Source organism: Pseudodesulfovibrio piezophilus C1TLV30, assembly GCF_000341895.1.
In the GTDB taxonomy this organism is placed as follows: domain Bacteria; phylum Desulfobacterota; class Desulfovibrionia; order Desulfovibrionales; family Desulfovibrionaceae; genus Pseudodesulfovibrio; species Pseudodesulfovibrio piezophilus.
In genome coordinates, this window is the sequence record NC_020409.1 from 3,534,732 (window position 1) to 3,560,435 (window position 25,704).

Annotated in this window: 27 protein-coding genes and 1 riboswitch; of the genes, 13 read left to right on the forward strand and 14 right to left on the reverse strand. The window is 50.6% G+C overall.

Annotation, left to right across the window (positions count from 1 at the left end; all coding sequences use genetic code 11):
* The first annotated feature begins 68 nt into the window (after positions 1-68).
* Positions 69-1,121 carry a tRNA 2-thiouridine(34) synthase MnmA gene (gene mnmA / locus BN4_RS16275; protein WP_015416512.1) on the forward strand — a complete coding sequence of 351 codons (1,053 nt, stop codon included), beginning with the start codon at positions 69-71 and terminating at the stop codon, positions 1,119-1,121.
* Here mnmA and BN4_RS16280 read toward each other — a convergent pair.
* A complete protein-coding gene (locus BN4_RS16280) occupies positions 1,118-1,726 on the reverse strand; it encodes a tetratricopeptide repeat protein (protein WP_041720489.1) in 609 nt (202 codons plus the stop codon). The genes mnmA and BN4_RS16280 overlap by 4 nt on opposite strands.
* Positions 1,727-1,779: 53 nt before the next feature.
* Here BN4_RS16280 and BN4_RS16285 point away from each other — a divergent pair, with 53 nt between their 5' ends.
* The 9 genes from BN4_RS16285 to recJ all read left to right on the forward strand — a co-directional run bounded on the left by BN4_RS16285 (position 1,780) and on the right by recJ (position 9,792).
* Positions 1,780-3,087: a MiaB/RimO family radical SAM methylthiotransferase gene (locus BN4_RS16285; protein ID WP_015416514.1), complete on the forward strand. Its 1,308-nt coding sequence runs from the start codon at positions 1,780-1,782 to the stop codon at positions 3,085-3,087.
* Positions 3,084-3,629, forward strand: coding sequence for a DUF4416 family protein (locus BN4_RS16290; protein ID WP_015416515.1), 546 nt, complete (start codon positions 3,084-3,086; stop codon positions 3,627-3,629). The genes BN4_RS16285 and BN4_RS16290 overlap by 4 nt, the downstream gene beginning before the upstream one ends.
* A gap of 31 nt (positions 3,630-3,660) precedes the next feature.
* Positions 3,661-4,542: a YicC/YloC family endoribonuclease gene (locus BN4_RS16295; RefSeq protein ID WP_015416516.1), complete on the forward strand. Its 882-nt coding sequence runs from the start codon at positions 3,661-3,663 to the stop codon at positions 4,540-4,542.
* 6 nt (positions 4,543-4,548) lie between these two features.
* The gene (locus BN4_RS16300; RefSeq protein ID WP_015416517.1) at positions 4,549-4,803 is read left to right on the forward strand and encodes a DUF370 domain-containing protein; all 255 of its coding nucleotides are present in this window, start codon (positions 4,549-4,551) and stop codon (positions 4,801-4,803) included.
* Positions 4,804-5,427 carry a guanylate kinase gene (gene gmk / locus BN4_RS16305; RefSeq protein WP_015416518.1) on the forward strand — a complete coding sequence of 208 codons (624 nt, stop codon included), beginning with the start codon at positions 4,804-4,806 and terminating at the stop codon, positions 5,425-5,427.
* Position 5,428: 1 nt separating this feature from the next.
* Positions 5,429-6,142 carry an orotidine-5'-phosphate decarboxylase gene (gene pyrF, locus BN4_RS16310; protein WP_015416519.1) on the forward strand — a complete coding sequence of 238 codons (714 nt, stop codon included), beginning with the start codon at positions 5,429-5,431 and terminating at the stop codon, positions 6,140-6,142.
* A 13-nt stretch (positions 6,143-6,155) separates the two neighbouring features.
* Positions 6,156-7,034, forward strand: coding sequence for a tetratricopeptide repeat protein (locus BN4_RS16315; protein ID WP_015416520.1), 879 nt, complete (start codon positions 6,156-6,158; stop codon positions 7,032-7,034).
* A gap of 68 nt (positions 7,035-7,102) precedes the next feature.
* Positions 7,103-7,963: an HDOD domain-containing protein gene (locus BN4_RS16320; protein ID WP_015416521.1), complete on the forward strand. Its 861-nt coding sequence runs from the start codon at positions 7,103-7,105 to the stop codon at positions 7,961-7,963.
* A 122-nt stretch (positions 7,964-8,085) separates the two neighbouring features.
* Positions 8,086-9,792: a single-stranded-DNA-specific exonuclease RecJ gene (gene recJ / locus BN4_RS16325; protein ID WP_015416522.1), complete on the forward strand. Its 1,707-nt coding sequence runs from the start codon at positions 8,086-8,088 to the stop codon at positions 9,790-9,792.
* Here the strand turns inward: recJ and lipA are convergent.
* From lipA to BN4_RS16390, 13 genes are all read right to left on the reverse strand, one after another.
* Positions 9,789-10,658 carry a lipoyl synthase gene (lipA, locus tag BN4_RS16330; protein ID WP_041720492.1) on the reverse strand — a complete coding sequence of 290 codons (870 nt, stop codon included), beginning with the start codon at positions 10,656-10,658 and terminating at the stop codon, positions 9,789-9,791. The two genes, recJ and lipA, sit on opposite strands and share 4 nt — an antisense overlap.
* On the reverse strand, positions 10,591-11,247 hold the full coding sequence (gene lipB / locus BN4_RS16335) for a lipoyl(octanoyl) transferase LipB (RefSeq protein ID WP_015416524.1): 657 nt from the start codon (positions 11,245-11,247) through the stop codon (positions 10,591-10,593). Before lipB ends, lipA begins: the two co-directional genes overlap by 68 nt.
* A 2-nt stretch (positions 11,248-11,249) precedes the next feature.
* Positions 11,250-12,377 (reverse strand): small ribosomal subunit Rsm22 family protein, encoded by a 1,128-nt coding sequence (locus BN4_RS16340; protein WP_015416525.1) that lies wholly within the window; start codon positions 12,375-12,377, stop codon positions 11,250-11,252.
* Positions 12,367-13,911, reverse strand: a complete 1,545-nt coding sequence (locus tag BN4_RS16345; protein ID WP_015416526.1) for an ASKHA domain-containing protein — start codon at positions 13,909-13,911, stop codon at positions 12,367-12,369. The genes BN4_RS16340 and BN4_RS16345 overlap by 11 nt, the downstream gene beginning before the upstream one ends.
* 170 nt (positions 13,912-14,081) lie before the next feature.
* Complete coding sequence (locus tag BN4_RS16350; protein WP_015416527.1) at positions 14,082-14,876, reverse strand: sirohydrochlorin cobaltochelatase; 795 nt, start codon at positions 14,874-14,876, stop codon at positions 14,082-14,084.
* On the reverse strand, positions 14,876-15,583 hold the full coding sequence (cobI, locus tag BN4_RS16355) for a precorrin-2 C(20)-methyltransferase (protein WP_015416528.1): 708 nt from the start codon (positions 15,581-15,583) through the stop codon (positions 14,876-14,878). The genes BN4_RS16350 and cobI overlap by 1 nt, the downstream gene beginning before the upstream one ends.
* 56 nt (positions 15,584-15,639) lie before the next feature.
* Positions 15,640-16,545: an ABC transporter substrate-binding protein gene (locus BN4_RS16360; RefSeq protein ID WP_015416529.1), complete on the reverse strand. Its 906-nt coding sequence runs from the start codon at positions 16,543-16,545 to the stop codon at positions 15,640-15,642.
* A 3-nt stretch (positions 16,546-16,548) separates the two neighbouring features.
* Positions 16,549-17,334 carry an ABC transporter ATP-binding protein gene (locus BN4_RS16365; RefSeq protein WP_015416530.1) on the reverse strand — a complete coding sequence of 262 codons (786 nt, stop codon included), beginning with the start codon at positions 17,332-17,334 and terminating at the stop codon, positions 16,549-16,551.
* The gene (locus tag BN4_RS16370) at positions 17,327-18,364 is read right to left on the reverse strand and encodes a FecCD family ABC transporter permease (RefSeq protein ID WP_015416531.1); all 1,038 of its coding nucleotides are present in this window, start codon (positions 18,362-18,364) and stop codon (positions 17,327-17,329) included. The genes BN4_RS16365 and BN4_RS16370 overlap by 8 nt, the downstream gene beginning before the upstream one ends.
* 8 nt (positions 18,365-18,372) lie before the next feature.
* Positions 18,373-19,362, reverse strand: coding sequence for a sirohydrochlorin cobaltochelatase (locus BN4_RS16375; RefSeq protein ID WP_015416532.1), 990 nt, complete (start codon positions 19,360-19,362; stop codon positions 18,373-18,375).
* Positions 19,363-19,493: 131 nt separating this feature from the next.
* Positions 19,494-19,674, reverse strand: a riboswitch (cobalamin riboswitch).
* A gap of 14 nt (positions 19,675-19,688) precedes the next feature.
* Positions 19,689-21,365 (reverse strand): chemotaxis protein CheA, encoded by a 1,677-nt coding sequence (locus BN4_RS16380; protein ID WP_015416533.1) that lies wholly within the window; start codon positions 21,363-21,365, stop codon positions 19,689-19,691.
* A 15-nt stretch (positions 21,366-21,380) separates the two neighbouring features.
* Entirely contained in the window at positions 21,381-22,106 is a 726-nt protein-coding gene (locus BN4_RS16385; RefSeq protein ID WP_015416534.1) for an Hpt domain-containing protein, read from the reverse strand.
* A gap of 15 nt (positions 22,107-22,121) precedes the next feature.
* Positions 22,122-22,517 (reverse strand): response regulator, encoded by a 396-nt coding sequence (locus tag BN4_RS16390; RefSeq protein ID WP_015416535.1) that lies wholly within the window; start codon positions 22,515-22,517, stop codon positions 22,122-22,124.
* Positions 22,518-22,830: 313 nt separating this feature from the next.
* Here BN4_RS16390 and BN4_RS16395 point away from each other — a divergent pair, with 313 nt between their 5' ends.
* From BN4_RS16395 to BN4_RS16405, 3 genes are all read left to right on the forward strand, one after another.
* Positions 22,831-23,421, forward strand: a complete 591-nt coding sequence (locus BN4_RS16395) for a TrmH family RNA methyltransferase (RefSeq protein ID WP_015416536.1) — start codon at positions 22,831-22,833, stop codon at positions 23,419-23,421.
* A gap of 111 nt (positions 23,422-23,532) precedes the next feature.
* Positions 23,533-24,144: an L-threonylcarbamoyladenylate synthase gene (locus BN4_RS16400; protein WP_015416537.1), complete on the forward strand. Its 612-nt coding sequence runs from the start codon at positions 23,533-23,535 to the stop codon at positions 24,142-24,144.
* Positions 24,145-24,207: 63 nt separating this feature from the next.
* Entirely contained in the window at positions 24,208-25,686 is a 1,479-nt protein-coding gene (locus BN4_RS16405) for a hybrid sensor histidine kinase/response regulator (RefSeq protein WP_015416538.1), read from the forward strand.
* Positions 25,687-25,704 lie beyond the last annotated feature (18 nt).

Below are 25,704 nucleotides of genomic sequence, written 5' to 3' on the forward strand. Positions count from 1 at the left end.
AACCGGCCGTTTCTCATGAGAAAAGTTTCTTTTTTCATATTTTTTCTGCAAGCAAAGGAGTGTCGTCAATGACGGTTGCAGTCGCTGTAAGTGGGGGGATGGATAGCCTCTTGTCCTTGGTTCTCCTCAAGGAGCAGGGGGAGGATGTTATGGCTGTACATGGACATTTTCTTCCTCCGAACCCGGATTGGCAACGAGTTGTTGATGGGCTGACCAAGGCATGTGAGACGCTTGGAGTGTCCTTTCATGCCCTTGATCTGCATAGTGAGTTTGACCAGCGTGTGGTTGCTCCTTTTGTTGCGGCCTACAGAGCTGGATTGACTCCTAACCCCTGCGCCATGTGCAATCCGTGCATGAAATTCGGCACACTTTTCACGGCTGCTCAAAACATGGGGGCAGATCGCTTTGCTACGGGACACTATGTCAGACTGGAAAAGCGAGCCGGGCTAGGGGTGGTGCTGACGCGAGGAACTGATCTTTCCAAGGATCAAAGTTACTTCCTGTCGTTGGTTCCTATTGAAAAACTCCGTTTAGCTTATTTCCCTTTGGCAGAGACGTATAAACGAGATGTGCTTGATATTCTCGACAGCCACGGGCTGACTCCTCCCATACCGAGTGAAAGCCAGGAAATTTGTTTTGTTCCAGATGATGATTATCAATCATTCTTGTGCCGGAGGGGGAAGATGCCAGGTGGTGGGCAGGCGCTTCTGAGTGATGGAACTGTGGTCGGGAGTCATAAAGGATTATGGCGTCATACGCAGGGACAACGTCGAGGATTAGGGATTGCCTGGACAGAGGCTCTCTATGTGCTTGACAAGGATATAGCCACCAATACTCTTATCGTTGGTACGCGTGAGGAGTTGGAAGCACCTGGGTGCATCGCCGGTCAGGTCAATATGATGGTGCCTTTTTCTCAGTGGCCGAAAGTTGTTATGGCGCAAACCCGGTATCGTCAAAAAGCCAAACCGAGCCGGGTTGATTTGGAGGACGGAAAGCTCATATTCCATTTCATAGAGGCGCATGGCAGGCCGACTCCTGGTCAGGTTGCGGTAGCGTATACTGAAGATGGCGTTGTTCTTGGCGGAGGTGTTATCGAGGCCTCGACTCGGGGTGAGAGTTAATCAAAGAGGGAATTTCGTCGATCCCATTCGTCTTCCCTCTCTCGTTGATATCCTTCATATCGGGCATTGTTCATGACCGTGTGGATTTTTTCAGGTGTGAATGCCGTCTGCTTTCGACAATAGTTTGCCCACCAGCGAACTTCCTGTTGGATTCGTATGTTCAATGCGTCTTTGTATTGCATGAGAAGATCAAAGCCAGCGTCTCGTTTGCCTTCATAGATCATGGTGAGACCCAGATAATAGGTGGCATCGGGGTTGTTCGGATAAAGGTCGAGTGTGGATTGGAAGAATTGATGGGCTGCAAAGTAGTTTTTCTTCAGAAGAGCATCAAGACCTCTTCTGTTATTCGAGTGTGCTTCGCCGTTACCGGAATAGAGGAAATCCTGGTTGGCACTGATCGAAATTCCATGCCCGGAACCGACGACAGCACCGATGGTTGTCCCAAAAGTCTGACACCCGCCGCAGATGAACAGCAGAAGGGGAAAGATAACCCAAAAAAGGGGGAAAGATTGACCCGCGACGGCATTTGCATTAGGCCGCTGGTGCAACCTCTTATCGTCACTTTGTCGAGTAGGTTCCATCAAGCGTGAAGATTTTGTCATCATGCCCTTTTTTATTTATACTGTGAGTATTCATCAATCCACCTGACTGACACTACATGATTACATTTTATACTGCCACCCTCGGTTGTAAGATCAACCAATACGAAACCCGCGCCATAGGCGAAGCCTGGGTCAGGGATTTGTCCGGCGAGCAGGCTCTCGAGGTTGAATCAGCTGAGAGTGCCAATCTTATATTGGTTAATTCCTGTGCTGTGACAGCAAATGCCGTCGCTGATCTTCGGCAGACGGTTCGTCGGTTTCACAGGCAAAACCCCGAAGCGGAAATCATTATCACTGGATGTGCAGCACAGGTCATGCCCGAAGAACTTTCCAAGTTGCCTGGTGTTGTGAGTGTTGTTCCGCAACAGGAGAAGGCCAGACTTCTCGCAGGCCCGAAAAGGGCAGGAGACCATCGAGAGCCAGACTCTCGGTTTGCTCCGTTTTCCATCTCCGGGTATGGTCGGGCTCGTGCTGTGGTCAAAGTGCAGGATGGGTGTTCGCATCATTGCACGTATTGCATTGTCCCGCTGGCACGAGGAAAATCGGTGAGCCGTCCCATCGGTGAGGTCGTGGATGAGGTTGGTCGGTTGCTGGCCGGAGGGTTCCGGGAATTCATTCTGAGTGGCATTAATCTGCGTCATTATGGCAGAGGGCTCCCGGAAAAAACAGACTTTTGGGATCTTGTCATTCGGCTTGAATCCGAATTCGGACTGGATTGGACCGGGCGTGCGCGTTTTCGTATTTCGTCCGTGGAACCTGGGCAACTTGATAATAAAGCCTTTGATGTGCTTTCTCAATCGCGAATGGTTTGTCCGCAACTGCACCTTTCTTTGCAAAGTGGCGACCCTGAAGTCCTCAAAAGAATGGGGCGGGGGCATTATTCACCGGAAAGTGCCATACGCTTCATGGAACGCCTTAGCACTGCCTGGCCGGAAAGAGGACTGGGAGCGGACCTGATAACAGGATTTCCCGGAGAAACGGAAGCTCAGTTTGAAAATACTATGGAATTGTGCCGTCATCTGCCCTTAACCTATGGGCATGTTTTCCCTTACTCTGAGCGACCAGGAACACGGGCCATCGACCTGGATGGCAGTGTCCCGGTTCCGGTGCGTAAGGAACGGGCAGCCCGGCTCCGGGCGTTGGTCAATGCGAAGAAAAAAGCATTCCTTTCGCATCTGTTGACCCTCAAACAGCTCAATATCTTGGTGCAGGATGACTCTGGGCGAGGGGTGAGTGAATTTTATACAGCATGTCGTTTTATGGATATGCCTCAAGGACTCGGCCCGAGAAAGCTTGCCCGTGCCAAACCTCTTTCTCTGGAGAAAGGGGTTCTCGTGGTGCAGGCCATGGAGCGAGAGTCATGAGTATTCCGGTTATTCCTGATCCGGGATTACTCATTATTTCAATACTGTGTTCGCGGTGGGAGTCCTGTTGGCCTGCATTGCTTAATGATCTTGAAGACCTCTTTGGTCCGACGGATGAAGTCTGCGATGCGTTTACATTTGATCAGACCGATTATTATGATAAGGAATTGGGCACTCCCATAACACGGCGTTTGATCAGTTTTGAAGATTTGAAACCTTTGGATGCATTGGCTGATATCAAGATCAGCACCAATAGGCTGGAAGAAATGTACGCTCAGCAGGGGAAGCGGCTTTTCAATCTGGATCCTGGTTTCATCACCCTGCAAAATCTGGTGCTGGCGACAGGAAAACCCTTTACACATCGTCTTTATTTGAAGGCCGGAATATGGGGTGACCTTACTTTGGTCTGGCAAAAAAAGCACTGGGTTGATTTTCCCTGGACCTTCCCGGATTACGCCGGTGACGACATGAAATCGCGGCTGACAAAATTGCGTCGGTCGTATAAAAACAAGCTCAACAATCCGCACACGTCAAATCGTTGAACACGATGCGGTTGAAAAAAGGATAGTATTTATGCCTGTAAGCATGACCGGTTTCGGACGCTGTGAAACAAATGATGACGCTTGGACTCACGTTTGGGAGATCAAGAGTGTCAATGGGCGTTTTCTGGATGTCAAATGGCGCATGCCCAGCTCTTTGCGGGGCTTGGAAAATGGATGGGAAAAGATCGTTCGAACTTACGCTTCTCGCGGACGGGTGGATATTTCCCTGAACCTTGAAGTTCTGGATGCCGGTATTCTTGGTGTTTCCTTCAATCAGACGATGGCTCAAGCCATGTTCAAGCAGATGGAGCAATTGGCAGAAAGTCGGGGGGAACTGTTTACACCTGACTACAATAAAGTGCTCACCATGGCTTCGCTGTGGAGAGATAACGGCAGTGAGCCTGATCCGGGATTGGCAAAAAGCCTGACAGCCGGTTTGGAAAATGCCCTGAAAGACTGGGTGGGTGCCCGGACACTGGAAGGGGATGTCATGGTTGCCGATTTGTTGGCCAGACTGGATGTACTTCGTGACACCAGCGCGAAGATCGCTGAACGCATCCCCAATATTCTGGAAGAGAAAAAAGCCGGTTTGCGCCAACGGATTCTGGATATGCTCGCTTCTGTCGGTGCGGAATATTCAGAAGATCGTATGCTTCAGGAAGTTGCCCATCTTACAGATAAATTGGATGTTTCGGAAGAATTAACTCGATTGGCCGCTCACCTTGATCGGTTGCGTGAAGTGCTGACTGCCAAGGAAGACGCGGGGAAGAAACTCGATTTTCTACTCCAGGAGACTTTTCGCGAGATTAATACGTGCGGTAACAAAGCTCAGGATACAGCTGTCAGTCGGTTGGTTGTTGATTTCAAGGCCGAGCTTGAACGATGCAGGGAACAGGTTCAGAACATCGAGTAGGTTGTTATGCAAAAACAGGGATTGCTTAACGTCGGTTTCGGTAACTTTGTCGTGCTGAGCAGGGTGATTACCATTGCCCTGCCTTCCAGCGCTCCCATGCGTCGTCTCAGGGAGGACGCACGGCAGGAAGGACGCCTGATCGATGCAACTCAGGGGCGCAAAACCCGCGCCATTATTGTTACCGATTCCAATCACGTTATTTTGTCCGCCATCCAGGCCGAGACCATTGGCCAGAGGTTTAGTGCGGAGGAGGGAGAGTAATTGTCAGAAGCCTCGACACGCCTGGGGCAGGTCCTTGTGGTCTGCGCGCCCAGCGGCACAGGAAAAAGTACACTGATCAATAAGTTGCGCGCCGAGTTTCCGACCTTCGGTTTTTCTGTCTCGTATACCACCCGAGCTCCTCGGGGAAATGAGAAGGATGGGGTCGAGTATCATTTCATCAGTCGGGAAACCTTTGTCGCCATGCGGAGCAGAGGTGAATTTTGTGAATGGGCTGAAGTGCATGAGAACTTTTATGGCACGGCAACCAAGCCTGTGACAAAAATGCTGGATCAGGGCATGGATGTTCTTTTTGATATAGACGTGCAGGGTGCCAAGCAGCTCCGGAAAACCTTTTACAAGGGCACGTTTATTTTTTTGATGCCTCCGTCTCGAAAAGAATTGATGCAACGGCTGACCGGGCGCGGTACAGATTCAGAAGAGTCCATTGCCAAACGTCTTGCCAATGCGGATGGGGAAATGGCTCAGGCTGAATTCTTTGACTACTGGATAGTCAATGATGATCTTGACAAGGCTTATGAGGAACTCCGTGCTGTTTATATGGCTGGTCGATGTAAGCCGGAGCTTCGCACGGACGTTGAAGATATCCTCAAGGAGTGGAATTGAAATGGCTGAACTCGTCGTCGCCCTTGATTTTAAGGATTCTGAAGCCGCACTGAACATGGCTCGGCAATTGAGGGGAACAGCGAAATGGATGAAAGTCGGGCTAGAGCTGTTCACTGCTGAAGGGCCGTCGGTTGTGCGGGGACTCAAGGGAATGGACTTCAAGGTTTTTCTTGATTTGAAATTTTTTGATATCCCCAACACTGTTCGTGGGGCAGTTCGTTCCGCAGCCCGTCTCGGGGTGGATATAGTGAGTATTCACGCACTTGGGGGTGAACGGATGGCTCAAGCTGCCATGGAGGGAAGTCGAGAAGGAGCTTCTTTGCGGTCAAATGGACCGGGTGATCCTCCTCGTGTCCTGGCTATCACCATGCTGACCAGCATGGCAGCCGGAGACCTCCCGGTCGACGGTGCGCCGGAGCCGTCGCAGATGGCCCTTGACCTGGCTGTGAAAGCCGAGCAATATGGCCTAAATGGAGTGGTCTGTTCCGGTCTGGAAGCCGAACGGATCAAGAAAGCCTGTGGGAAGGACTTTCTCTGCCTGACTCCGGGTATCCGTCCGTCCGGGAGTTCAAGCGATGACCAGAGAAGGGTTGTCACCCCGGCGCAGGCTGTTTTGAACGGATCGGATTTTCTGGTGATGGGGCGTCCTATCACCAATGCGGCATCGCCCAGAGACGTGGCCCAAGCCGTCTGTGAGGAGATGCTGTCACTCTGAATGAGGGGTTCTGATGACTGAACAAGGCGACAATGGACAGAGCGGTCAGGAGATCGTTCGTGACGGTGCGGAAAAGATCAAAGGGGTCTTTTCCACTCAGTCTGTCGCCAAGGTCGGCACTGGGACGACTCAAAGACGAACTATCCAAAAGACATACTGGAGTGGGGAAGAACTTGATGACGGACAGATTCAAGTTCAACCACTCAATCGAAATTACATCCCATCTGGCCCTAAACGCACTCTTAGTCGTGATGATTTTCTGAATAAATACAGCCCTGAACCTGAGTTCTACATGTCAACAGTCTATCCGGCCATCAAGCAGGTTGATGAGGCAATCGTTCGCGGCGAGAAACATCGTGAGCGAGGGGCTGTCTATTCTGCCGAATTTGAATTCAAACAGGTTCAAGCTGTGGATGAAGAAAATGTTCGTGCCAATTTCGGATTGGGGCTGACATATCTTGACCGCGGTGATCAGGTCAAGGCGCACGATATTTTCGAGCGAATTGTTGATCTTGAAGCGGCGTTTGCTGAAGAGCACAAACATCTGTTCAATGATTTTGGCATTAACATGCGAAAAAACAAGATGTTTGATCAGGCATTGCAGTATTATCTGCGAGCTGAACAACTGGTGAAAGACGATGAACATCTTTTTCATAACATTGCGCGTTGCTACTATGAAAAGGGCGATGTAGAAGGATGTAAGGAGTATCTGGTCAAGAGCCTGAAGATAAATCCGGACCTCAAGGAAAGTAGGATGTTCTGGGCATTTCTTAAGAGTCATGGGCTTGTTGCCAAGGATGAAAATCCTGTCCCTGGACTCGATATCTCCAAAGAAAAAACTCAGTCCGCCGATTCTGTGAAAGTTCCTGCTGATACGGATTTAGATTCGTGATTTGAAAACGAGAATAGGTGCTTTTTCTGCGCCCCTGATGCCAACCACCTTTGGTGAACGGAGTTCCGATGAATCAGGAAAAAATACAAAATTTTTTGCGTGAATTGCCCCGCATGCGTGAAGACCTCCCCTTTTCACCGGAAGTCCTCAAACAGCTTTTTGTTCAGACCGGGAACAACTCCATGGCATCTTTGGAAGAAGTGGGAGAAACCCTGAGCAAGGATCAGGGGTTGACCACTCGTATACTGAGTTTGGCAAATTCCGCTTATTACGGCCTCCAGGCAGAAGTCCAGTCAGTGAAACGAGCTGCGGCTGTTCTTGGTATGGGCGAGATCAGGAATATTGTTCTTGTGCTCGGGGTCAATGGATTGACTTCGAAGTATGAAATGCCCGAAGATTTTGATCTTGATGAGTACTGGAAGCATCAGTTTCTTGTGGCCATGATTGCCAAGGAACTTTCGCGGATGACGGATGTTGGGGCGACGGATAATATGTTCACCGTGGGGTTGTTACATGATATCGGTAAGCTGATCACTGCCATGCGTCGTCCTGATGACTGGCAGGCCATTCATGATCTGGCTGAAGATGAAGATATGCTGGCAGCTGAAGCCGAGGATGAATACTGGGGATTGGATCATGCTGTCATTGGCGCTCTTGTGTTGAAATCCTGGGATTTGCCCGCTGATCTCGTGGAGCCGGTCAACTGGCACCACGCCCCGGAATTAGCTCCCGAACACTCGAATCAATCCATGATTATCTGTTTGGCGGATTACGCAGCTCATGCCGTGGAAGACCCGGAAAGCGCTTTCTCCGGACGATTGAACGCTCTGTGTCCAGAAATGGATATCGACACAGGTGAAGTTCTTGAGATTGCTGAGGAACTCAATGAGTCCGATGAAGTGGAGCAGTTTGTCCGATTGCTTGTCTAGGTCTTGACGGTTCCCTTTGTCTCCGCCATTCTTTCTGCTAGACAAATGTCTGCCATTCTCAGTTGGTATGAATTTGTCATTCGACATTGCCCCTTTGACTATAAGCCTAACAGGAATTCAATTTGCCTTGCATATGGAAAGCTCGCAACGAGAGTGCCACGCCACCTGCTGTTGCTGCCATGGCGGAAGATCTTTCGGTCTCCCCACTTATTATCGATATTCTCTGGAATCGAGGTTTGACCTCTCTTGAGGAGATGGACCAATTTTTGAGTCCTGGTTTACGTCATCTTGCGAGTCCGGATGAAGTTCCGGGATTGACCCAGGCTGTCGAGTTATTAGCTGAAGGATTGACCCAAGGGCGTAAACTGGCCGTTTGGGGGGATTACGATGTGGATGGTATTACATCGACTACTCTTGTTATTGAGTTCATGGCCGCTCGAGGGATCGAAGTCCTTTCCCATCTGCCGAATCGGATGGAAGAAGGCTATGGGATGAATTGCGAGGGGATCGAACAACTCGCTCGGGATGGAGCGACCATGCTTTTGTCCGTGGATTGTGGAATTTCGGATATCGAACCAGTTGCCCGGGCGAGGGAGCTGGGTATGGTTGTTGTTGTCTCGGATCATCATTTACCTGGAGATTCTTTACCGGATGCCCACGCTGTGTGCAATCCTCGGTTGAAAGAAGGTGGGCCCTATGATGATCTCGCCGGGGTTGGTGTGGCCTTCATGCTCATGGCCGCACTGAATAAGTTGTTACCCGGCACGCCTGCCGAAATGCGAACTCTCCTTGATCTCGTGGCATTGGGGACGGTTGCAGATGTGGTCCGCCTGACCGGTATGAATCGAATTCTTGTGAAGAATGGACTACTTGTCATCAAGGAAGCCAAACGCCCTGGTATGGCAGCTCTTAAAGTTGTCAGTGATTATGAACGCGGTGCGGAACTTGGAGCAGGCCAGATCGGATTTAACCTTGCTCCGCGTATCAATGCGGCTGGACGTATGGGAGACCCCGGTAAAGCTCTTGATCTTTTGCTGTGTAGGAGTTTTGAAGCCGGTATGCCTATTGCTGAAGAACTCAATGCCATCAATATGGAGCGACGCAGGCAGGAACAGGAGATTTCGGAGCAGGCATTCGCACAGGCTGAAGCCATGAAAGACAGGGCTGGGCTGGTTCTTTATGGCGAAGATTGGCATCCTGGAATTATTGGCATTGTTGCTTCCCGTGTGGTGGAAAAATATTACCGCCCGACATTGATTCTCTGCGCAGCAGAAGATGGAGAATTGCTCAAGGGATCGGCTCGAAGTATTTCCGAGTTCGATTTGCACGAAAGCCTGAAAGCCATCAGTCCCATCCTCAAAGGTTTTGGAGGGCACAAGCAAGCCGCAGGGCTTTCCATAGAGCCGCAGAATCTCGATACTCTTCGTGAGCAGTTCAATGAGCAGGTGATCAAGGAACTCGGTTCCGTGCCTTTGACGCCGACGCTGAAATTGGACCGGGAACTGCCGTTCATCAATATTACCAATACTCTGTTGAATGAATTGGAAATGTTGCAGCCGTTTGGCATGGGGAATCCGGAACCGGTTTTTGCCTCTGCTCCGGTGACCGTGGCGGAGCACCGGACTTTTGGCCGGGAGCGGGAGCACGTCAAGCTGGTACTGGCCGATGATAAGACCGGAGCCAAGCTTCCTGGCAAGGCATGGCGCATGGCTGACAAGCTGACTCGAGACATTCAGGGCAGGGTCATGCGGTTTGCATTTACACCCAAAATTGACCGTTTTCGCGGAATCCCGAAAATTGACTTGCGGATTCGGGATTGGAATTTCTAGACGAATTTTTCCGCGTTGTAACTTGATCGGACAAGCGGGGCGCTGAACATGTTTCGGATACCTCTTTTTTTGCCTTGTCTGGCGTACTCTTCAAATACGGCCGGTTCTACATACCGTTTGACCAGTGGATGATTCCGGGTGGGCTGCATATATTGACCGATGGTGACAATGTCACAGTTGATGGCGGCAAGATCATCCAGGACCGGCATGATCTGAGTATCGTCTTCGCCCAAACCAACCATGATTCCACTTTTTGTCGGGATACTCGGGGCCAATTCCTTGGCACGGGCAAGGAGGGTCAGACTCTGTTGATAGTTGGCCTGAGGACGGATTGACGTATAGAGGGCCGGAACCGTTTCAAGATTGTGGTTGAGCACGTCGGGGCAGGCTTTCAGAACGATTCCAAGCGCATTTTCATCGCCTTGAAAGTCAGGGATGAGAACTTCAATGGTACAGTCTGGCAAGATCTGTCTGACTGCTTGTATAGTGGCTGCGAAGTGGCTTGCTCCACCATCAGGCAGGTCATCGCGAGTGACAGAAGTAATCACGACATGCTTGAGTTCGAGCCGTTGTGCAGCTTCAGCTACGCGCGCCGGTTCTCCTGGATCCAGAGGGGCCAGAGTGCCGGGAGTGATGTTGCAGAAAGCGCAGTTTCGCGTACAGATACAGCCCATGATGAGGAACGTTGCCACATTCTTTGAGAAACATTCCCATTTATTTGGGCATTTGGCACTTTGACAGACCGTATTGAGATCAAGGTCGTCAATCAGCCCGGAAGTGCAGGAAAAATTTTCTGATTTAGGCAGTTTTACTCGAAGCCAGGGCGGAATCCGCAAAGGCTTTTCTGAATTCGTCGGCAAAGACATGCTTGGCTTCCTTCATGGCTATATCGTGTCCGGATTCCGCACTGAGCGACGTCGGAGTCGCCCCTTGAATACCGCATAAGGTAATCATGTTGAACAGGCTGACGTCACGCCCCACATTGAGTGCAAGGCCGTGGTATGTGACCCATCGTTTCACGCCGATGCCCATTGAGCATATTTTTCTGGCTTCGTCCACCCAGACTCCGGGGTGACCTGGACGGCGGCGAGTTGCAACGCCAAAGTGGGCACATGTCTGTATGACGGCCTCTTCCATGTCATGGAAGAATTTTTTCATGCCACCGGGGCGCTTCTCCACCCGCCAGATGGGATATGCGACCAATTGACCCGGAAAGTGGCAGGTAATGTTTCCGCCTCGGTTGGTTTTGACCAGATCGATTGATTGGGATTGCAGAAACTGCTCATCAACATGGAGATTTTCAGCTCCCCCCTGTCGTCCGAGGGTGATGACCCTTGGGTGCTCCAGCAGATAGACTGTATTCTCCTGTTCTTCGGTAGTCACCGATTTCAGAGTCTGCATCTGCACCGCTTCCGCTTCCGCGTATCCGATAAGCCCAAGGTCAACAATATTCATGGTTATTGTGTTGCCTTTTTTTTGTAGGGGAGGAGGACCGCTTTGGATTTAAGGTCGGTTTTGGGTGTCTTTGGCCAGTTGGGAACAATAATTTGCCCTGGATAAAGCGGTCTGGTCTTGGCGTCATATTCGACAAGGGTAAGCCCTTTGTCAGAGCATGCGTATTGCCCCATCCCCCCATGCAGGCGGAATGGTTCTGAAATTGTTCTGACTGCACCCCAATCTTTTGCCCCTTTGCGCGAAAGGTAGAGGAAATTGAGGGAAACGCCGTTTTTTTCCAGTCGGGCTTCACCTGAGAGCAGTTCAAGCCACTTGGGAGCACCTTTGACGGAAAAATTGAAGTGACACCAAGGCGCTCCCTGCCCTGTGGCAGGCATCGGGCAGGCTTTTGTGTGTGGGCATGGTGCCAGTGGGTTGAAGTCATTGAGCATCATTTGTTCACGCATCTCAGCCAGAAGGCGCCCTGTGAGCCGGACTCCGGTTTCAATGAGAAGGATTCGCCCTGATTCCTTGGTGGATTTGGTGAGATGTTTGGTGAGTTGCTCAGCCTGTGGGCGTGCAACTCGCCCGGACCAATCGAGTTCATTCAATGCGTTGGCAACAATGATCAGGTCCGATTTACGGTTGATGCGATCCGTAAAATTGGCTTTGACTGTCTTGATGCGCCACGGTGTCTCTTTTCCTGCGACTGCCTGAAAGAGCTTGAGGCCTGCCTGCAATGATTTCGGGGCACGGTCCATGCAAGTGAAATTTAATTTTCGTTCACGCAAATGGGGGCGAGACATCCAGAGTGCGAGAATGGCGGTGAGTGGGCCTGAACCGATATCAGTCACTTCCGCTCCATCCGGGATATCCAATTCCAACCCTGAGAAAAGGCGGGACATCCGGTACAGATTCCACGGCAGAAAATAGGTCAGATACGGTGAGAGAAATTTCGCTTCACTCATATAATCTATCTTTCGCTCGGAACGCTCGCTGGTCAGCCCACGGGACATGTCCCTGATGTCGTATTTCAACTGTTCACGGTGTTTTGCCTTGAGAGGCCAGACCTGCTTGAGTATGTCGCCGAAACGATCAAGCTCCGCTTCATTTTCCGGTGTCAAGTTGGGGAAAAGCCTATCAATCGACATAAGTAAAACACATCCTTTGGAAATAGTGTTCTCCGAAAGCCTCATCAGTGGTGAGGTCCAGGGAGATTATTGTTTTCGGTAACCGCTCGGCAAATTCTCTTGCAGTGGGGTCTGTTAGGATTTTTTCACTCCCTTTGAGTGAGGTGTTGCCAGCCTTGACTGCTTTCCCCTTGCTCCCTGGAGGCAGAAAACCAAGCGTTTCCAGATCCTCCAGGTTCACGTGTTCACCCAACGCTCCTGCAATATATATGGTCGCCAGTTTTGCCGGGGTGAGTTTTGTTTCTTTCAACAATTTGGATAGAGCCAGATTGAAGGCGGCTTTGACTTTCAGTATCTCCTCAATATCAGAGGCAGGAAGGAAGAGGTTATGCTCAAGACGAAATGCCGGTTCACCTGAGATCGTCGTCACGCATTGAGCGAGCTTGGCAGCAAGTGGAGTGTTTCCTTGCCCGAAGCGGCCGGATTCGTCAAGAACACCATGTCTGACAAGAAGGGCTGTGAGGGAGAGGTAGCCGGTTCCGGTCAAACCGAGTGGTGGTATCGTGTCATCAAAAATTTGCATGGTGAGACCAGTCGGAGTGAGGGAAAATCCGGTGATTGCTCCTGGTCCGGCGGTTCGGCCATAGGAGAGGCCAACGCCTTCGAGAGCCGGTCCCATGGGAACGCTTGCGCAGAAGCGTTTTTTCGGTGAAAGAGCCAGGACGAATTCGCCATTGGTGCCCAGATCAGCGAGGAGAAATGGGTAGGAAACGGTCTCTTCGTGTTCGAGGGCTGTTAATCCCGCACTGATATCAGCGCCGACAAACGGGGCCAGCAGGGGAGGGATATAGGCGGGTGGGAGCCCCGCTCCGATCTTCTTTTCATTACCGCCTGTATAAGAGAGTGTGTAAGGGGCTGCGGCCAGATCGTCCGGTTTTTTACCCAAAAGGATATAGGTCATTGCGGAATTGCCGGATATTGTCAGACCGGTACATTCGCCTCCCATATTCCGAGCCGCAATCATGGCGAGTTCCGTCATGCGATCTGTTATGAGCGCTCGCAGGACAAATCGACCTTCCGCAGTTGCAGCAGCAGCAAGCCGGGTCATGACTTCGCTGCCAAGGCCCGTCTGGGGGTTCAGTTCATGACCGGATGCAACGCGTTCTTTTCCGGCAAGGACGGACCAGTGGATCGAGGTGGTGCCTAGATCAACTGCCAGAGAAAAATCACCTGTCGTTTGGCTATATGACTTGAGAGCCCTTTGGGTTCGGGCCGGTACCGGGATTTCGATTTCACAGGATTCAGAGGGGTGCAAGCAGGAAAGCCTCCACCCCGTGCTCACGGCTTCTTGCCCGAGTTTGCGCAATTCATCTCGATTTGCTTCCGGTGCATCGCTCGTGTAGCGGACCCTGCATAAACCACATTTCCCAAGGCCTGAACACAGGGCGACCCCGTGCCAGAGGCGGCTGAGAAAAAGGGTTTTCGCCAGGGTGTCTCCTTCTTTGGGTTCGAGCGCGAACCGACCTCCGTCATGGGTATGGACAAGTATGCTCACAATGATCTCCGTTGGTTCGGGAGGTTAGCCGAAGCTTGCGTGACTGTAAATGAGCAACCCGGAACTGGAGAGGTAAAGAAGGGGCATGGAGTTTTTGCCGGGGATTCAAGAATCATGGGAAAAAGGGGATGTCTGAAGGGGCGGAGACTCGGTCCCATGACTTGAGTCGGTTAGCATCTGGATAATCGGCGGAGAGCATCATCAAGGTGTTTGAGCCAGATATTGACCAGGCGGTCATATTCTCCGGCTCCCTTGAGGACCGCTTCACATTGAATGCCAGCATTTTCCAGCCTGGACATCCAACTGCTTTCCCGTTCTCCGACCATGTCACGCGAGGCATGCCAGCCTGCTCCAAAAAGAAAGGGAAGGAGATAGGCCTTGCTGACGCCATCTTCCTTGAAGCGCTTAATGATGCAGTCAATCCCCGGTTCTGCTTCCATGGCTCCCATGTGGACGGACGTATCTCTCTTCTGAAATGCGCGGTGGAGAGCCTCGTAGTAAATATTGCCATCATGTTTGGTTCCATGCCCCATGAAAAGGACTGCGTGGTTTTCACCTTTGCCCTCCAGACCTATGGAAAGAATGGCATCGGCCACCCTTTCCACGCCCGCTTCTCCAGCCACCAGTGGAAATCCGACTTCAACTCGATTGAACCCGTCATCCCGGAGCATCTGATCATTGGCAAGTTCCAATAATTCGTGGAATTCTGTGCCGGGGATCAAGTGCAGGGATTGGATAGCCACATGAGTGATTCCTTCCGCCAACAGTTTTTTCAAGGCCATGGGGACGGAGTCAACCGCTTCACCGGCCTTTTCCATATGTCCCCTGATAGTCTTTGACGTGTATGCCAGCATAACAGGCAACTCAGGGTAGGTCTGGCGAACGCGTTCCGTGATATGGTCAAGCGAGGCGGTGGCACGCTTATGACGGGAACCGAATGCGGCTAGGACAATGGCTGTTTTCATTATTTGCGGTTCTTCTTTATCAGCGCGAGTGAGAAATAGTGGGGTCTTTTGGGCGCATCCTTGATATCCATGAGAATAGACTCACCATTCATACCGAGTTGGGAAACGAGGACTGTTTTGTCATCCAGACGCAATCGCTCCAAAGTGCTGCGAATCTCATCGAAGTTTTTGTACGTTTTGAGGATAACTGCATTATCAGCCACGTCAAGTTGGGCTTCCAGTTTTGCCGCATCAGCGACTCCAGATGTGATGAGCAGGGATTCCTTGGATTCGGCAAGGACAAGGCCAACCTTGGCCGCTGCGGCATGGAAAGATGTGATTCCCGGTATAGCCTGGAGGCGTGTGTCAGGATTTGTCGCTAGAAGCGTTCTCTGAAGATATCCGTAGGTCGAGTATGTCAGAGGATCGCCCAAGGTGATGAATGCCGCATTTTTTCCGCTGTCGAGAACAGTGGCAACTTCCTGTGCATTTTTTTCCCAGGCTGCTTTGAGTTCTCTCTCATCCTTGGTCATGGGGAAGCCAAGGTGGATGACCTGAACGTCAGCCTTCAGATGTGGTTTGGCAATGGAATATGCAGTGGAATAATCATTTTTAGTGGAGGCGGCGGCAAAAATGACATCGACTTCGCCTAGGGCGCGTACTGCTTTGAGGGTCAGTAGTTCCGGGTCGCCGGGGCCGACGCCTATACCGTAAAGAGTGCCTTTCATGGTCAATTCGTTATCCTTTTCTGTTACTGTTTTCGGGCTTGCCGAAGGGGGATTTTCTAATGATTGCCTGTTGGATGGAGCAGGCGATAGACGGTATCAATGCCTTTGAGCAATCGCATGGTTGGCCGGGAAACAATATGTTCATCAACGAGGAATACGTTGCGATCTCGGACAGCCTTGATACGTGATGAAGCGGGACCGGAAGCGATATCACGGACGCTGACTTCATTCATGGGGCCGAATTGGGCAAGATAAACATCAATATTGGCTGATTTCATCAACATCCTTTCCATGCCGTATGATGCGATATTGGTTCCATGCCGAGGCCTGGCGTCATAGGCGATATTGATGCCTCCGGCCATTTCAACAACAAAAATTGGCATGGAACTGGGAGAGAATGTTGAATATTTTCTATGGATGGATTCGAAGAAGACGTGGGGGCGTTCTTCCTTGGGGATACGATTAATCCGCTGCATATCCATCTCCAATCCCTCTTTGAAATTGCTTACCATTCTTTCGGCCTGGAGTTCTCTGCCTGTCAGTCGTCCGAGGGTGCGCCAGTATGTGTACATGGCATCAATGGTATTCGGTTGCAGGGCCAATACCTGAATACCGTGTCTTTTCAGAGCACTCCAGAGAGCTGGGTAGCCTCGGGACTGCATAGGGCGGATGAGGACGAGGTCCGGTTTGGCCGCGAGAAACTTTTCGACACCGTCGTGGGTGCTGAATTGCTCTTTGCTCAGGGCGATGGAGGGATAGTCCTCATTTTGTGTTACACCGATGATTTCGTCTTCGAGGCCGAGGTTGAAGAGGTTTTCCGTGTGTGCGGCATAGAGGGAGATGATACGGGTAAAAGGTTTTTCGAAAAAGAAACGAGTTCCCACATCATCACGCATTTGTCCTGCGTGAGCAGAGGTACAGTACAGAAGGAGAAAAAAGAGAGTGAAGAGAAAGCGTTTCAACGGTTATTCCTTGTATTCATAAATTATGACGTGGGTGTTCAATTCAGATTCCCACACATGGGCGGTGACTCCGAAGACTTCTTGTATGGTTTCGGTGGTCAGGGCTTCGGAGGGAGTGCCGAAGGAGTGGAGCGTCCCGTCGTTCAGAACCATGATCCTGTCACAATGGGCTGAAGCCATGTTGAGATCGTGCAGGACTGCGACGATCGTATGGTTTTCCGTATGGGCCAGTCGTTTGAGTTCGGCCATGGATGCCAAAGTATGCCGAATGTCCATACTCGAAGTGGGTTCATCGAGCAAGAGGCCCGGTGTGCTCTGTGCCAGGGCTCGTGCAAAGATCGTCCGCTGCCTTTCCCCACCTGAAAGATGGAAAAGAGCACGATTTCCCAGAAGGGTTATATCCATTGTGTTCATGGCTGCTTCAACGGCTTCTCGATCACCTTTCGTAGGTCGGGAGAACCGGGGAATATATGGGTGGCGACCCATGAAAACGATCTCTTCGACCGTGAATGGAAAATTGAAATTGAATTCCTGTGGCACAGTGGCGGTCAAGCGTGCCAGCTCTTCTGAAGAAAAGGTTTCCATGGGTGAATCGTTTATCAGGATACGCCCGTTTTGGGGTGAGAGGTGCCCGGCAACAAGGTCAAGCAGCGTGGATTTACCACTGCCGTTTGGCCCGACAATGGCATGGAAATATCCCGGTTCGAAAGTGACATTCAGGTTATGCAGGACAGTGGAAGAGTCATATCCGAAGTCGATACCCTCAAGGGTATAGGTGACCTTATTCATATCGGCGCTCTTTTCCTGCCCTGCTGAAAATCCAGCAGAAAATTGGCCCGCCGATGAGCGCGGTCAAGACTCCAATGGGAACTTCATGGGGCAGGATGGTACGAGTCAGGGTGTCGGCCCCGAGCAGCAGCAGTGCTCCACCGAGTCCGGAAGCTGGGATCAGCCATCGGTTGTCAGAACCAACGAGCAGGCGCATGAGATGGGGGACAATGAGCCCTACAAAACCGATAATGCCGGAGACCGAAACGCAGACTGCGCTGATTAAGGAGGCGGTCAGCAGAAGAATCAACCGTGTTTGCCGGGTATTGACGCCAAGGCTCCTGGCGGAACGTGATCCGAGACTCATGATATTCAGATCTCGTGAAAAAAAGAGGCACAGGGCACATCCTGTCAGCGTCGTCCCCATAGTCAGAGTGGCATCGATCCATGTTCGGGATGTCAGGCTCCCCATCAGCCAGAAGACGATGGACGCCACGCGTTCATCAGCCATGTATTTGATGAAGCTTATTCCGGCAGAGAGAATGGCGGAAACAATAACACCGGATAGGATAAGGTTAGATGGAGTGAGATCTCCGTCCCTGCCGGACATGGCAAAGACGGCGAAGAGAGTTGCAGCGGCGCCAATGAAAGCCATGAGGCAGAGCGTTGCCGGACCACAGAAATTCAGGCCGAGAAGCAATGACAGTGCAGCTCCGAAGGCGGCTCCTGAGGAGACTCCAAGGGTAAACGGATCAGCAAGCGGATTGAGAAGTAATCCTTGAAAGACCGTTCCGGAGAGAGCCAGCCCGAAACCGACCGCAACCGCAGTCATGATCCGAGGCAGACGAACATCCATGACAATGCTGATATGCAGAGGATCAATCGGTATCGCCGCTTCCCGTATTTCCCCACAGAGGATTCGGAAGACCTCACCCGGAGTAATGGGGATGAATCCCATGCCGATGGACATGATCATCAGAAGGCCCAGAACCAGGGTCATTCCGATAAGGACCAGCCCCCGTGGGGCATGGATACGAAAAGCGGCGAACATGTATTCAGCTACCGCAGGAGATGCTTTTGAGACATGGCATCGTTGAGATGCGCGGCATAGATAGCGGCCCAGGAGTCCACGGAGCCAAGACCACGCAAGCGTGTTGTGACGGTAAAACCTGCCTGAGTAAGCATTGTTTTCCATGAATCGTCTTCACTACCAGCCATATCATTGGTTGCATGATCTCCGGCGACAATCATGAAAGGTTGCAGAAGGATTGTCCGTTTTCCTGATTTTTTAAGGTCGGCCAGCATGTCGTTGAAGTCGGGAAATCCTTCCACGCAGGCGACAAATACAGGGTATTCATGGGTGGCCCGCATTTCGCGTTGAAATTCAGCGTAAATACCGGTGGAGAAGAAATCGTTGCCGTGGCCCATATACACCAATGCGGCATCAAGCTTCCGGGCTTCGTCAACATCGCCCTTGAGTGCTTGGACAGCAACGGCAATATCTTCGGTATAGGGATGTTGGTCGCCGGGCATGCCGAGGGCCGGTCTTCCCAGAGCCAGCTTTTTGAAAGGTTGGGATTTTGCTTTGACTGTCCTGATGGAGCGCAGGCTGGTCATCAGGTTTTTGAGGTCCTGAAATTCCTCACCTGCGAAGACATGCAGGGATTGAACTGTAATATCTTTGAAACCGTCATTCTGGAGTTCCGCTATCGTTGCCAGTGGGCTTTTCACTGTGAGCATTTCTTGGGGAATACTCGTATGGGCTTTTTGCCATTCCAAATCATTTTGACGTCCATGCCAGATGGAACGGATGATACTGGAAGTGAAAGCCAATCGGACAGGAATATCCGGGTGCGCTTTTTCAATGGTTGATTTAATATTCAGGATCGAACCAAGAGCTTGAGGATAGGATGTTCCAAAAGCCGCAAGGACAATTGCTTTTTTTGTTGGTCCCTCTTTATGGTGCCCTGCTATAGCTGCATTTGGAAAAAGCAGGAGGCAAGCCAGAAGCAATGAAAGCGGGATAGAACGGTGCCTGGAAAAGATCATGTTTCCTCCCTGGAAAGGAAGGGCTGTTAGGGGGAAATAAAGAAACCCCTCCCTCAATATCTTTTGAGGAAGGGGAACCGTTTTTTCCCTTCAGAATACCTGTGGCGGCAAGCCCACGTACCACCGAGGCAAACCAATATCGTTTTCAGGCAGGTCTTCCGGCTGGCTCCTCCTGTTTTCGCCTTCCCAGTACTTGGACCAGTGGCATGTCAAGAAAACAGTTCGGCAGAGCGTCACGGCGGCGGGTCCGCTCCCGATTCACACGGGATTCCCTATCAAGTCCATTCGGACACCTGAAGGACTGTCTACTATGCCTTTTAGTGGAGTCACGTCAAGGTCTGTTGGTTCTCGGTATGCAGTCTGTCCTGGAAGTTCTGGAGCATCTCTTCAGTATTGATAACCAAGGCATCGGATTCTCCCATCATGCCAAAGCCGAGAATGGGAACATGGAATATTTCTTCTATTGGGACGGTAAATCCTGTTATCACGACTTGTTGCTGTTTGAGCACTTCGTCTACCAATATGGCCGCTTTGTAATCCCCGACTCGTACCACGATGGCTTGCGCCATTTGAATATCGGTGATCTCTGGTTCCAGATCAAGTAGGTCGGCCAGCCGGAGTAAAGAATGAATTTCGCCACGGACATCGACGGTCTCCCTGCCATCGGGCAGATGCACGACTTCGTGGTTTCGTGGCATGTAAATTTCAACAACATCGCGGCTGGGAACGATGAATGTGTCGCCACCAACCTTACAGACCAAAGCATCGACAATTCCTTCATTGGCTGAACGATCCAATGGGATGGAAATGATGAAGGCAGCTCCTTTTCCCAATTCACTTTCGATGAGCACATCTCCATCAAGGGTGTTGCGAATGGAGTTGACCACTGCGTCCATGCCAACGCCACGTCCTGAGACATCCGTGATTTTTTCAGCTGTGGAGAAGCCGGACTGGAGGACAAACTGGAGGATTTCGTCGGTCTTGTATTCTGTATCCGGTTCAGCGAGGCCTTTTTCAATGGCTTTATTCAGGATACGGTCCGGGTCGAGACCACGCCCGTCATCACGAACCTCAATGAAGGCGTTATCTCCTTTCCTCCAGGCGGTGAGCGTCACACGCCCGACTTCATTCTTGCCTGCTTCGAGACGCCCTTCAGTCGTTTCAAGTCCGTGATCCACTGCGTTTCGCAAGAGGTGAACCAAAGGTTCATTAAGGCTTTCCACGATAGTTTTATCCAGATGAAGGTCATCGCCATGCACGGTAAAGTCGAGCTTTTTGCCGATTTTTTGGCTTAGACTTTTTACCAGTCGATGCATAGGCATGAATATTTGCTTTAGCGGCACAAGGCGGATGGCATCCACTTCCTGTTGCAGCAGGCCGATGACATTGTCCAGTTCACGCAATGAAGAACTGACTCTGTCAAGATTCATGGTTCCGCCTTGAGCTATGACAGCGTAAGTGACCATGAGTTTGCCGACCAGTTCTATAACTCTGTCCAGGCGGTCAGTCGGGACGCGGATGGAAGAGATGGCCTGGGATGACGAAGCCTTTTCCTGGCGTGTTTTCCCTTTTGCCGGCTCGTTTGCTTCCGTTTCTGCGGGAGGGGAGGGAGAGGCTGCGGTCGGCATTTCCGTTTCGGCAGGTTCTTCTTCAAACGCCTTGGCTGCCTCTTCTTCAGATTCTTCACGAAATTCTTTGGGTGCTGAGGGGCTTCTCTCGGTTATTCCCAATGCGGGAGAGCCATCCTGAAGATACCCTCCCATGGCGAAGAGAAATCGTTTCTGTGCTTCACAAATTCCGAGCATGGCGGTGATTATATCGTCATTGATTGGGGTAATCCCATCAACAAGCATATCAAGCAGGGCTATGACGCCAGCACTGGAAAGCTTCATATTAGACAGCCCCAGTGCATCAACGGCCCCATCGGCATTTTGCCCGGTCGCCGCCACGTCGAGAATTTGTTTCTCGATATCTTCAATGCACTGAATAATGCTGTCCTGCATAGATTCTCCCGCAGACTATTGAGTTGTAAAATAAGTGTCTCGGTCCGGGTAGACCGCGATGGTCGAATCAAAACCCCAGCCATAGAGCGTTTGTTTTGCATCGGCAGTCAGGCAACATGTGGCTATCTTGAAAGTCGTGCCCATACTTGCCACTGCCCCCCATGCTGTTGAGCCGAAAGTGAGGACTTCCGAAAGATCGAGAAGAATACGGTCTCCCGGTTCAACTCCCATGATGGCAGACAGGATAGGCTTGTACTGGAGTTCAAGGTGGACTCGTGGGTCCTTGACATGCACGATGGTGACGTCTTCTTGTATCTCCACGGAAACCCCGGCTCCGACTGTTTCCGTCTCTGTCTGCCCGCTGCTGGAGGCTGCCGTGATCAGACCAAGTACCTCTTCCTGTTCCTCTTCATCGACATCGTTGTCTCTGAGTTGTTCAAGAACCTGGAATATCATGTTGACCCCACGCGAGAGCAGCGTGACGTTCTCGGGAGAACTGACGACCTCACCTGCCTGAACCTTTTTCAGGAAGTCTTCGATTTTGTGGGTGAAGTGTGACGCGGGTTCAAAACCAGCCATGAAGCCGGTGACCCCTTTAATGGTATGCAGAGGGCGGGCGAGGATTTCAATTCCTTCGCTTATATTGGAGCCTTCCAACATCTCCAATCCCTCCATTACCTGGGGGTAATACTTGTCATTGACCTCGGAGAAGAACTCCTCGACCATTGGGTCATCACTCATAGAATCGTTCCTGTGTTATTTGTTCAAAAGTCCGAGTTTTTCTAGCTCCCTGTACAGTTTTTCCTTGGCAACAGGTTTGACGATGTAGGCAGAGGCTTCGCCATCGTAAAAAGTTCTGATAACTGTTTGCGGATCATCCAGGGCCGTTGTCATGATGACTTTGGCCTTTGGGGTGAGGTGCTCTTTTTCTTCCATGGTGCGAATTCGGTTAAGTGCTTCTATCCCATCGACTTCCGGCATCATGATATCCATGAGAATCAGCTCATATGGATTTTTTTCGACATGTGCGAGTTTAAATGCCTCTACTGCTTCTCGCCCATTGACGACAATATCAACATCGAAGAGTGTCATCAGAAATGACCTCAAAACTTTTCGACTCAAAAACTCATCTTCCACTATGAGCGCTCTCATCTCGTTCTCCCGTATGCAGCATGATACGTACGCTTCAACATCTCTTTTCGTATGTAATCGAAAAATTTGTCAATATGGTGATTAAAAAATATAACGAACTTGTTTGTTGCAGTTTGACCCATTCCGATTTTTCCTCTCATGTCCAGTCCGCTTCCAGTTACTATGGGGGTTTCGATAGACTAGTTTATTTTTCTGTAAAGAGGCAACTCTTTCGGAAAAGCGTCTTCAAATTTTGTCATATGAGTTGCTTTCCTGTGCTGGTTGGAGGGTGGAGACTTGCTAAACCGGGGGTGAATCGGGTACCAAGCTCGGCATGTCTCGTAAAATTACAGAAAAAAGAAAGCAGAAGATTGATAAAGTCCTGTCCCAGAGGCAGAAAGATCTGACTCTCGTGATGGACAACATATGGGATCCACATAATGTTTCCGCTGTGCTGCGGAGTTGTGATGCCTTTGGCGTCTTTGATGTTCATCTCTATTACACCACATCACAATGGCCGGATCTGGGCAAGAAGAGTTCCGCCTCTGCTAAAAAGTGGATACGGAGGGTTCGTCATATTGATGCCGAGTCCATGATCTCCCAACTCAGGCAGGATGGCGGACAGGTTCTTCGGACTGGTTTTTCCTCTACGGCACGACCTGTCATGGATTTCGACTTCACTCGCCCTACCTCGATTATTCTCAGCAACGAACACAATGGGACTGCTCCGGAAATCGCGGAGCTTGTGCAGGATGAAATTTATATTCCCATGCATGGCATGGTCCAGAGCTTCAACGTTTCAGTCGCTGCGGCTATAATCTTGTACGAAGCTTCGACGCAGAGACGGAAGGCAGGGATGTATGACTCGCCGACATTGAGCGTCGATGAAATAGAAGGCATCAGAAAAGAATGGTATGAACGATAGTTTCGGAACTCGCATTTTTTTATTGAAATACGCCGGGTTCAAGGATACATAATCAACCAAATCTGGAATTGTTCAAGCCGAAAACGGTATCCGATACGAGTGGAGGACGTCTTGCAGAATTTGATCAAAGCGATGAATGAAGGGGATGCGGTCATTTATCCGACCGAAACTCTTTACGCCCTTGGTTGTGATGCCACGAATGCCGCAGCCTGTGACAAGGTTATTGCTCTCAAAGCGAGGCCTGAAACAAAACCATTGCCGCTCATCGTCGGTGGCGTGGACATGCTCGGGCTGGTGACTGATGAACGCCCTGCGGTGTTGCAGGAGCTGGCAAGCTCCTTCTGGCCCGGGCCACTTTCGATTCTTTTGAAAGCTCTGCCGACGCTTCCTGATGCCCTGTCCGATAAAGATGGCTACACTTCAGTCCGGTGGAGCGGCCATCCTTTCGCCGCTGAACTCTCCCGGCGGCTTCGAAAACCGCTTGTCGCCACCAGTGCCAATCTGAGTGGTCAACCTCCGGTCGCCATGCCAGAAGATATGGACCCAGATCTGCTCTCTCAGGTCGGGGTTACCTACTTTGATCCGCCCTGGCCCAAGGGGGGAAAACCCTCCACAGTTATCAGGCCGCTCAGCTTCAACAGGCTTGAGATCATTCGGGAGGGCGCTGTGACTGTCAAAATGCTGTGTGACAAGGGATTTTCCATCATCCACGCAACAAAATAACGCCCATTCGCTTTCAACTCCTTCTGGGCTGTGCTATTTTCTGAAGAAACAGGGAGAGTACGTGTGCCCCATATTGAAGCAGCATCTCTAGCTCCTACTATTTTGATAGTGGAGGATAGCAGGGCCATTTACGGAGAGCTCAAGCAGTTTATTGAATCGGAGTTGGCGTATTCTGTTGATATCGTCACAACCTTTGACGAGGCCGAAGAATACTTTCGTCATGGAGAGCATGATATTTTTTTGGCCATAGTCGATCTGCATCTTCCAGGGTCGCCCAATGGAGAGATCGTTGATCGGGTTCGGAAAGAGGGGGTCCCGGTTCTCGTCTTCACTTCCGATATCTCATCTGAAACACGTGAGAGGATGCAGTCTAAAGGAATTATTGATTATATTGTCAAAGATTCCCAAGCTCCAAAAAATATTGTCGAATATATCAGTCGACTGGGCCGGAACCAGGCCATTCAGGTCCTCGTGGTCGAGGATTCGGATTCTTTTTGCAAATTCCTTTGTGGTCTGCTTGAGAAACAGATGTTTCAAGTCACGGGAGTTGGCGATGGGCTTACTGCCAAGGAATTGCTTGTACAACCCAATGACTTCGCTATGGTCATTATTGACTATGCGTTGCCTGGGATGGATGGGCTTGAACTGACCAAGGCCATTCGAGAGACGTACACCAAGAAAGAAATGACCATCATGGGGCTGTCGTCAATAGATGACCCCATGCTGTCTGTCCAATTCATCAAGAATGGGGCGAACGATTTTATAGCCAAGCCATTTGAAATCGAAGAGTTTTACTGCCGGGTTAATCATGATGTCGAAATGATGGACATTATGAGAGCTTTTCGAAAGGCGGATAAGGTCAAGAATCAGTTCCTCGGGATGGCGGCTCATGATTTGAGAAGTCCGATCAACGGTATTCAGGGAATGTCAGAAATGCTGCTGGCAGACGTCTTTGGCCCATTGAATAAAGAACAACGAGAAATGCTTGATTTTATTCATGAAGCTAATACGCACATGAATCATTTGGTCAACGATCTTTTGGATATTTCGGTTATAGAATCAGGGAAACTCCACTTACTCAAAGCTGAAGGCAATCTTGAGGAAATGATAGCGCAACACCTGCGTATTCACAGCTTTGCAGCCACCAAAAAAACCATTTCGATCAAACATTATTTTCAGGGAATCGAGCCTTTTGTCTTTGATCAGAGGCGGGTTGGTCAGGTGATTGATAATCTTATGACTAATGCGATCAAATTCTCACCCCATCGCTCTCAGGTAGAAGTCTATGTGACCCGAGAGAATAATGATGTCCGGGTGTGTGTGCGGGACTATGGCAAGGGAGTCCCTGCCGGGGAAGAAAAGCTGCTGTTTCAAAGTTTTCAGAAAACCAGTGTTTCGCCAACCGCAGGTGAATCCAGCACCGGCCTGGGGTTGCCCATCGTCAAGAAAATCGTCGAGGCCCACGGTGGGACTGTTTGGGTTGAAAGCGAATACGAGCAGGGGGCAACGTTCTGTTTCTCTCTTCCAGTTCGAAATAATTGAGCAGTTCTCTTCGATCCA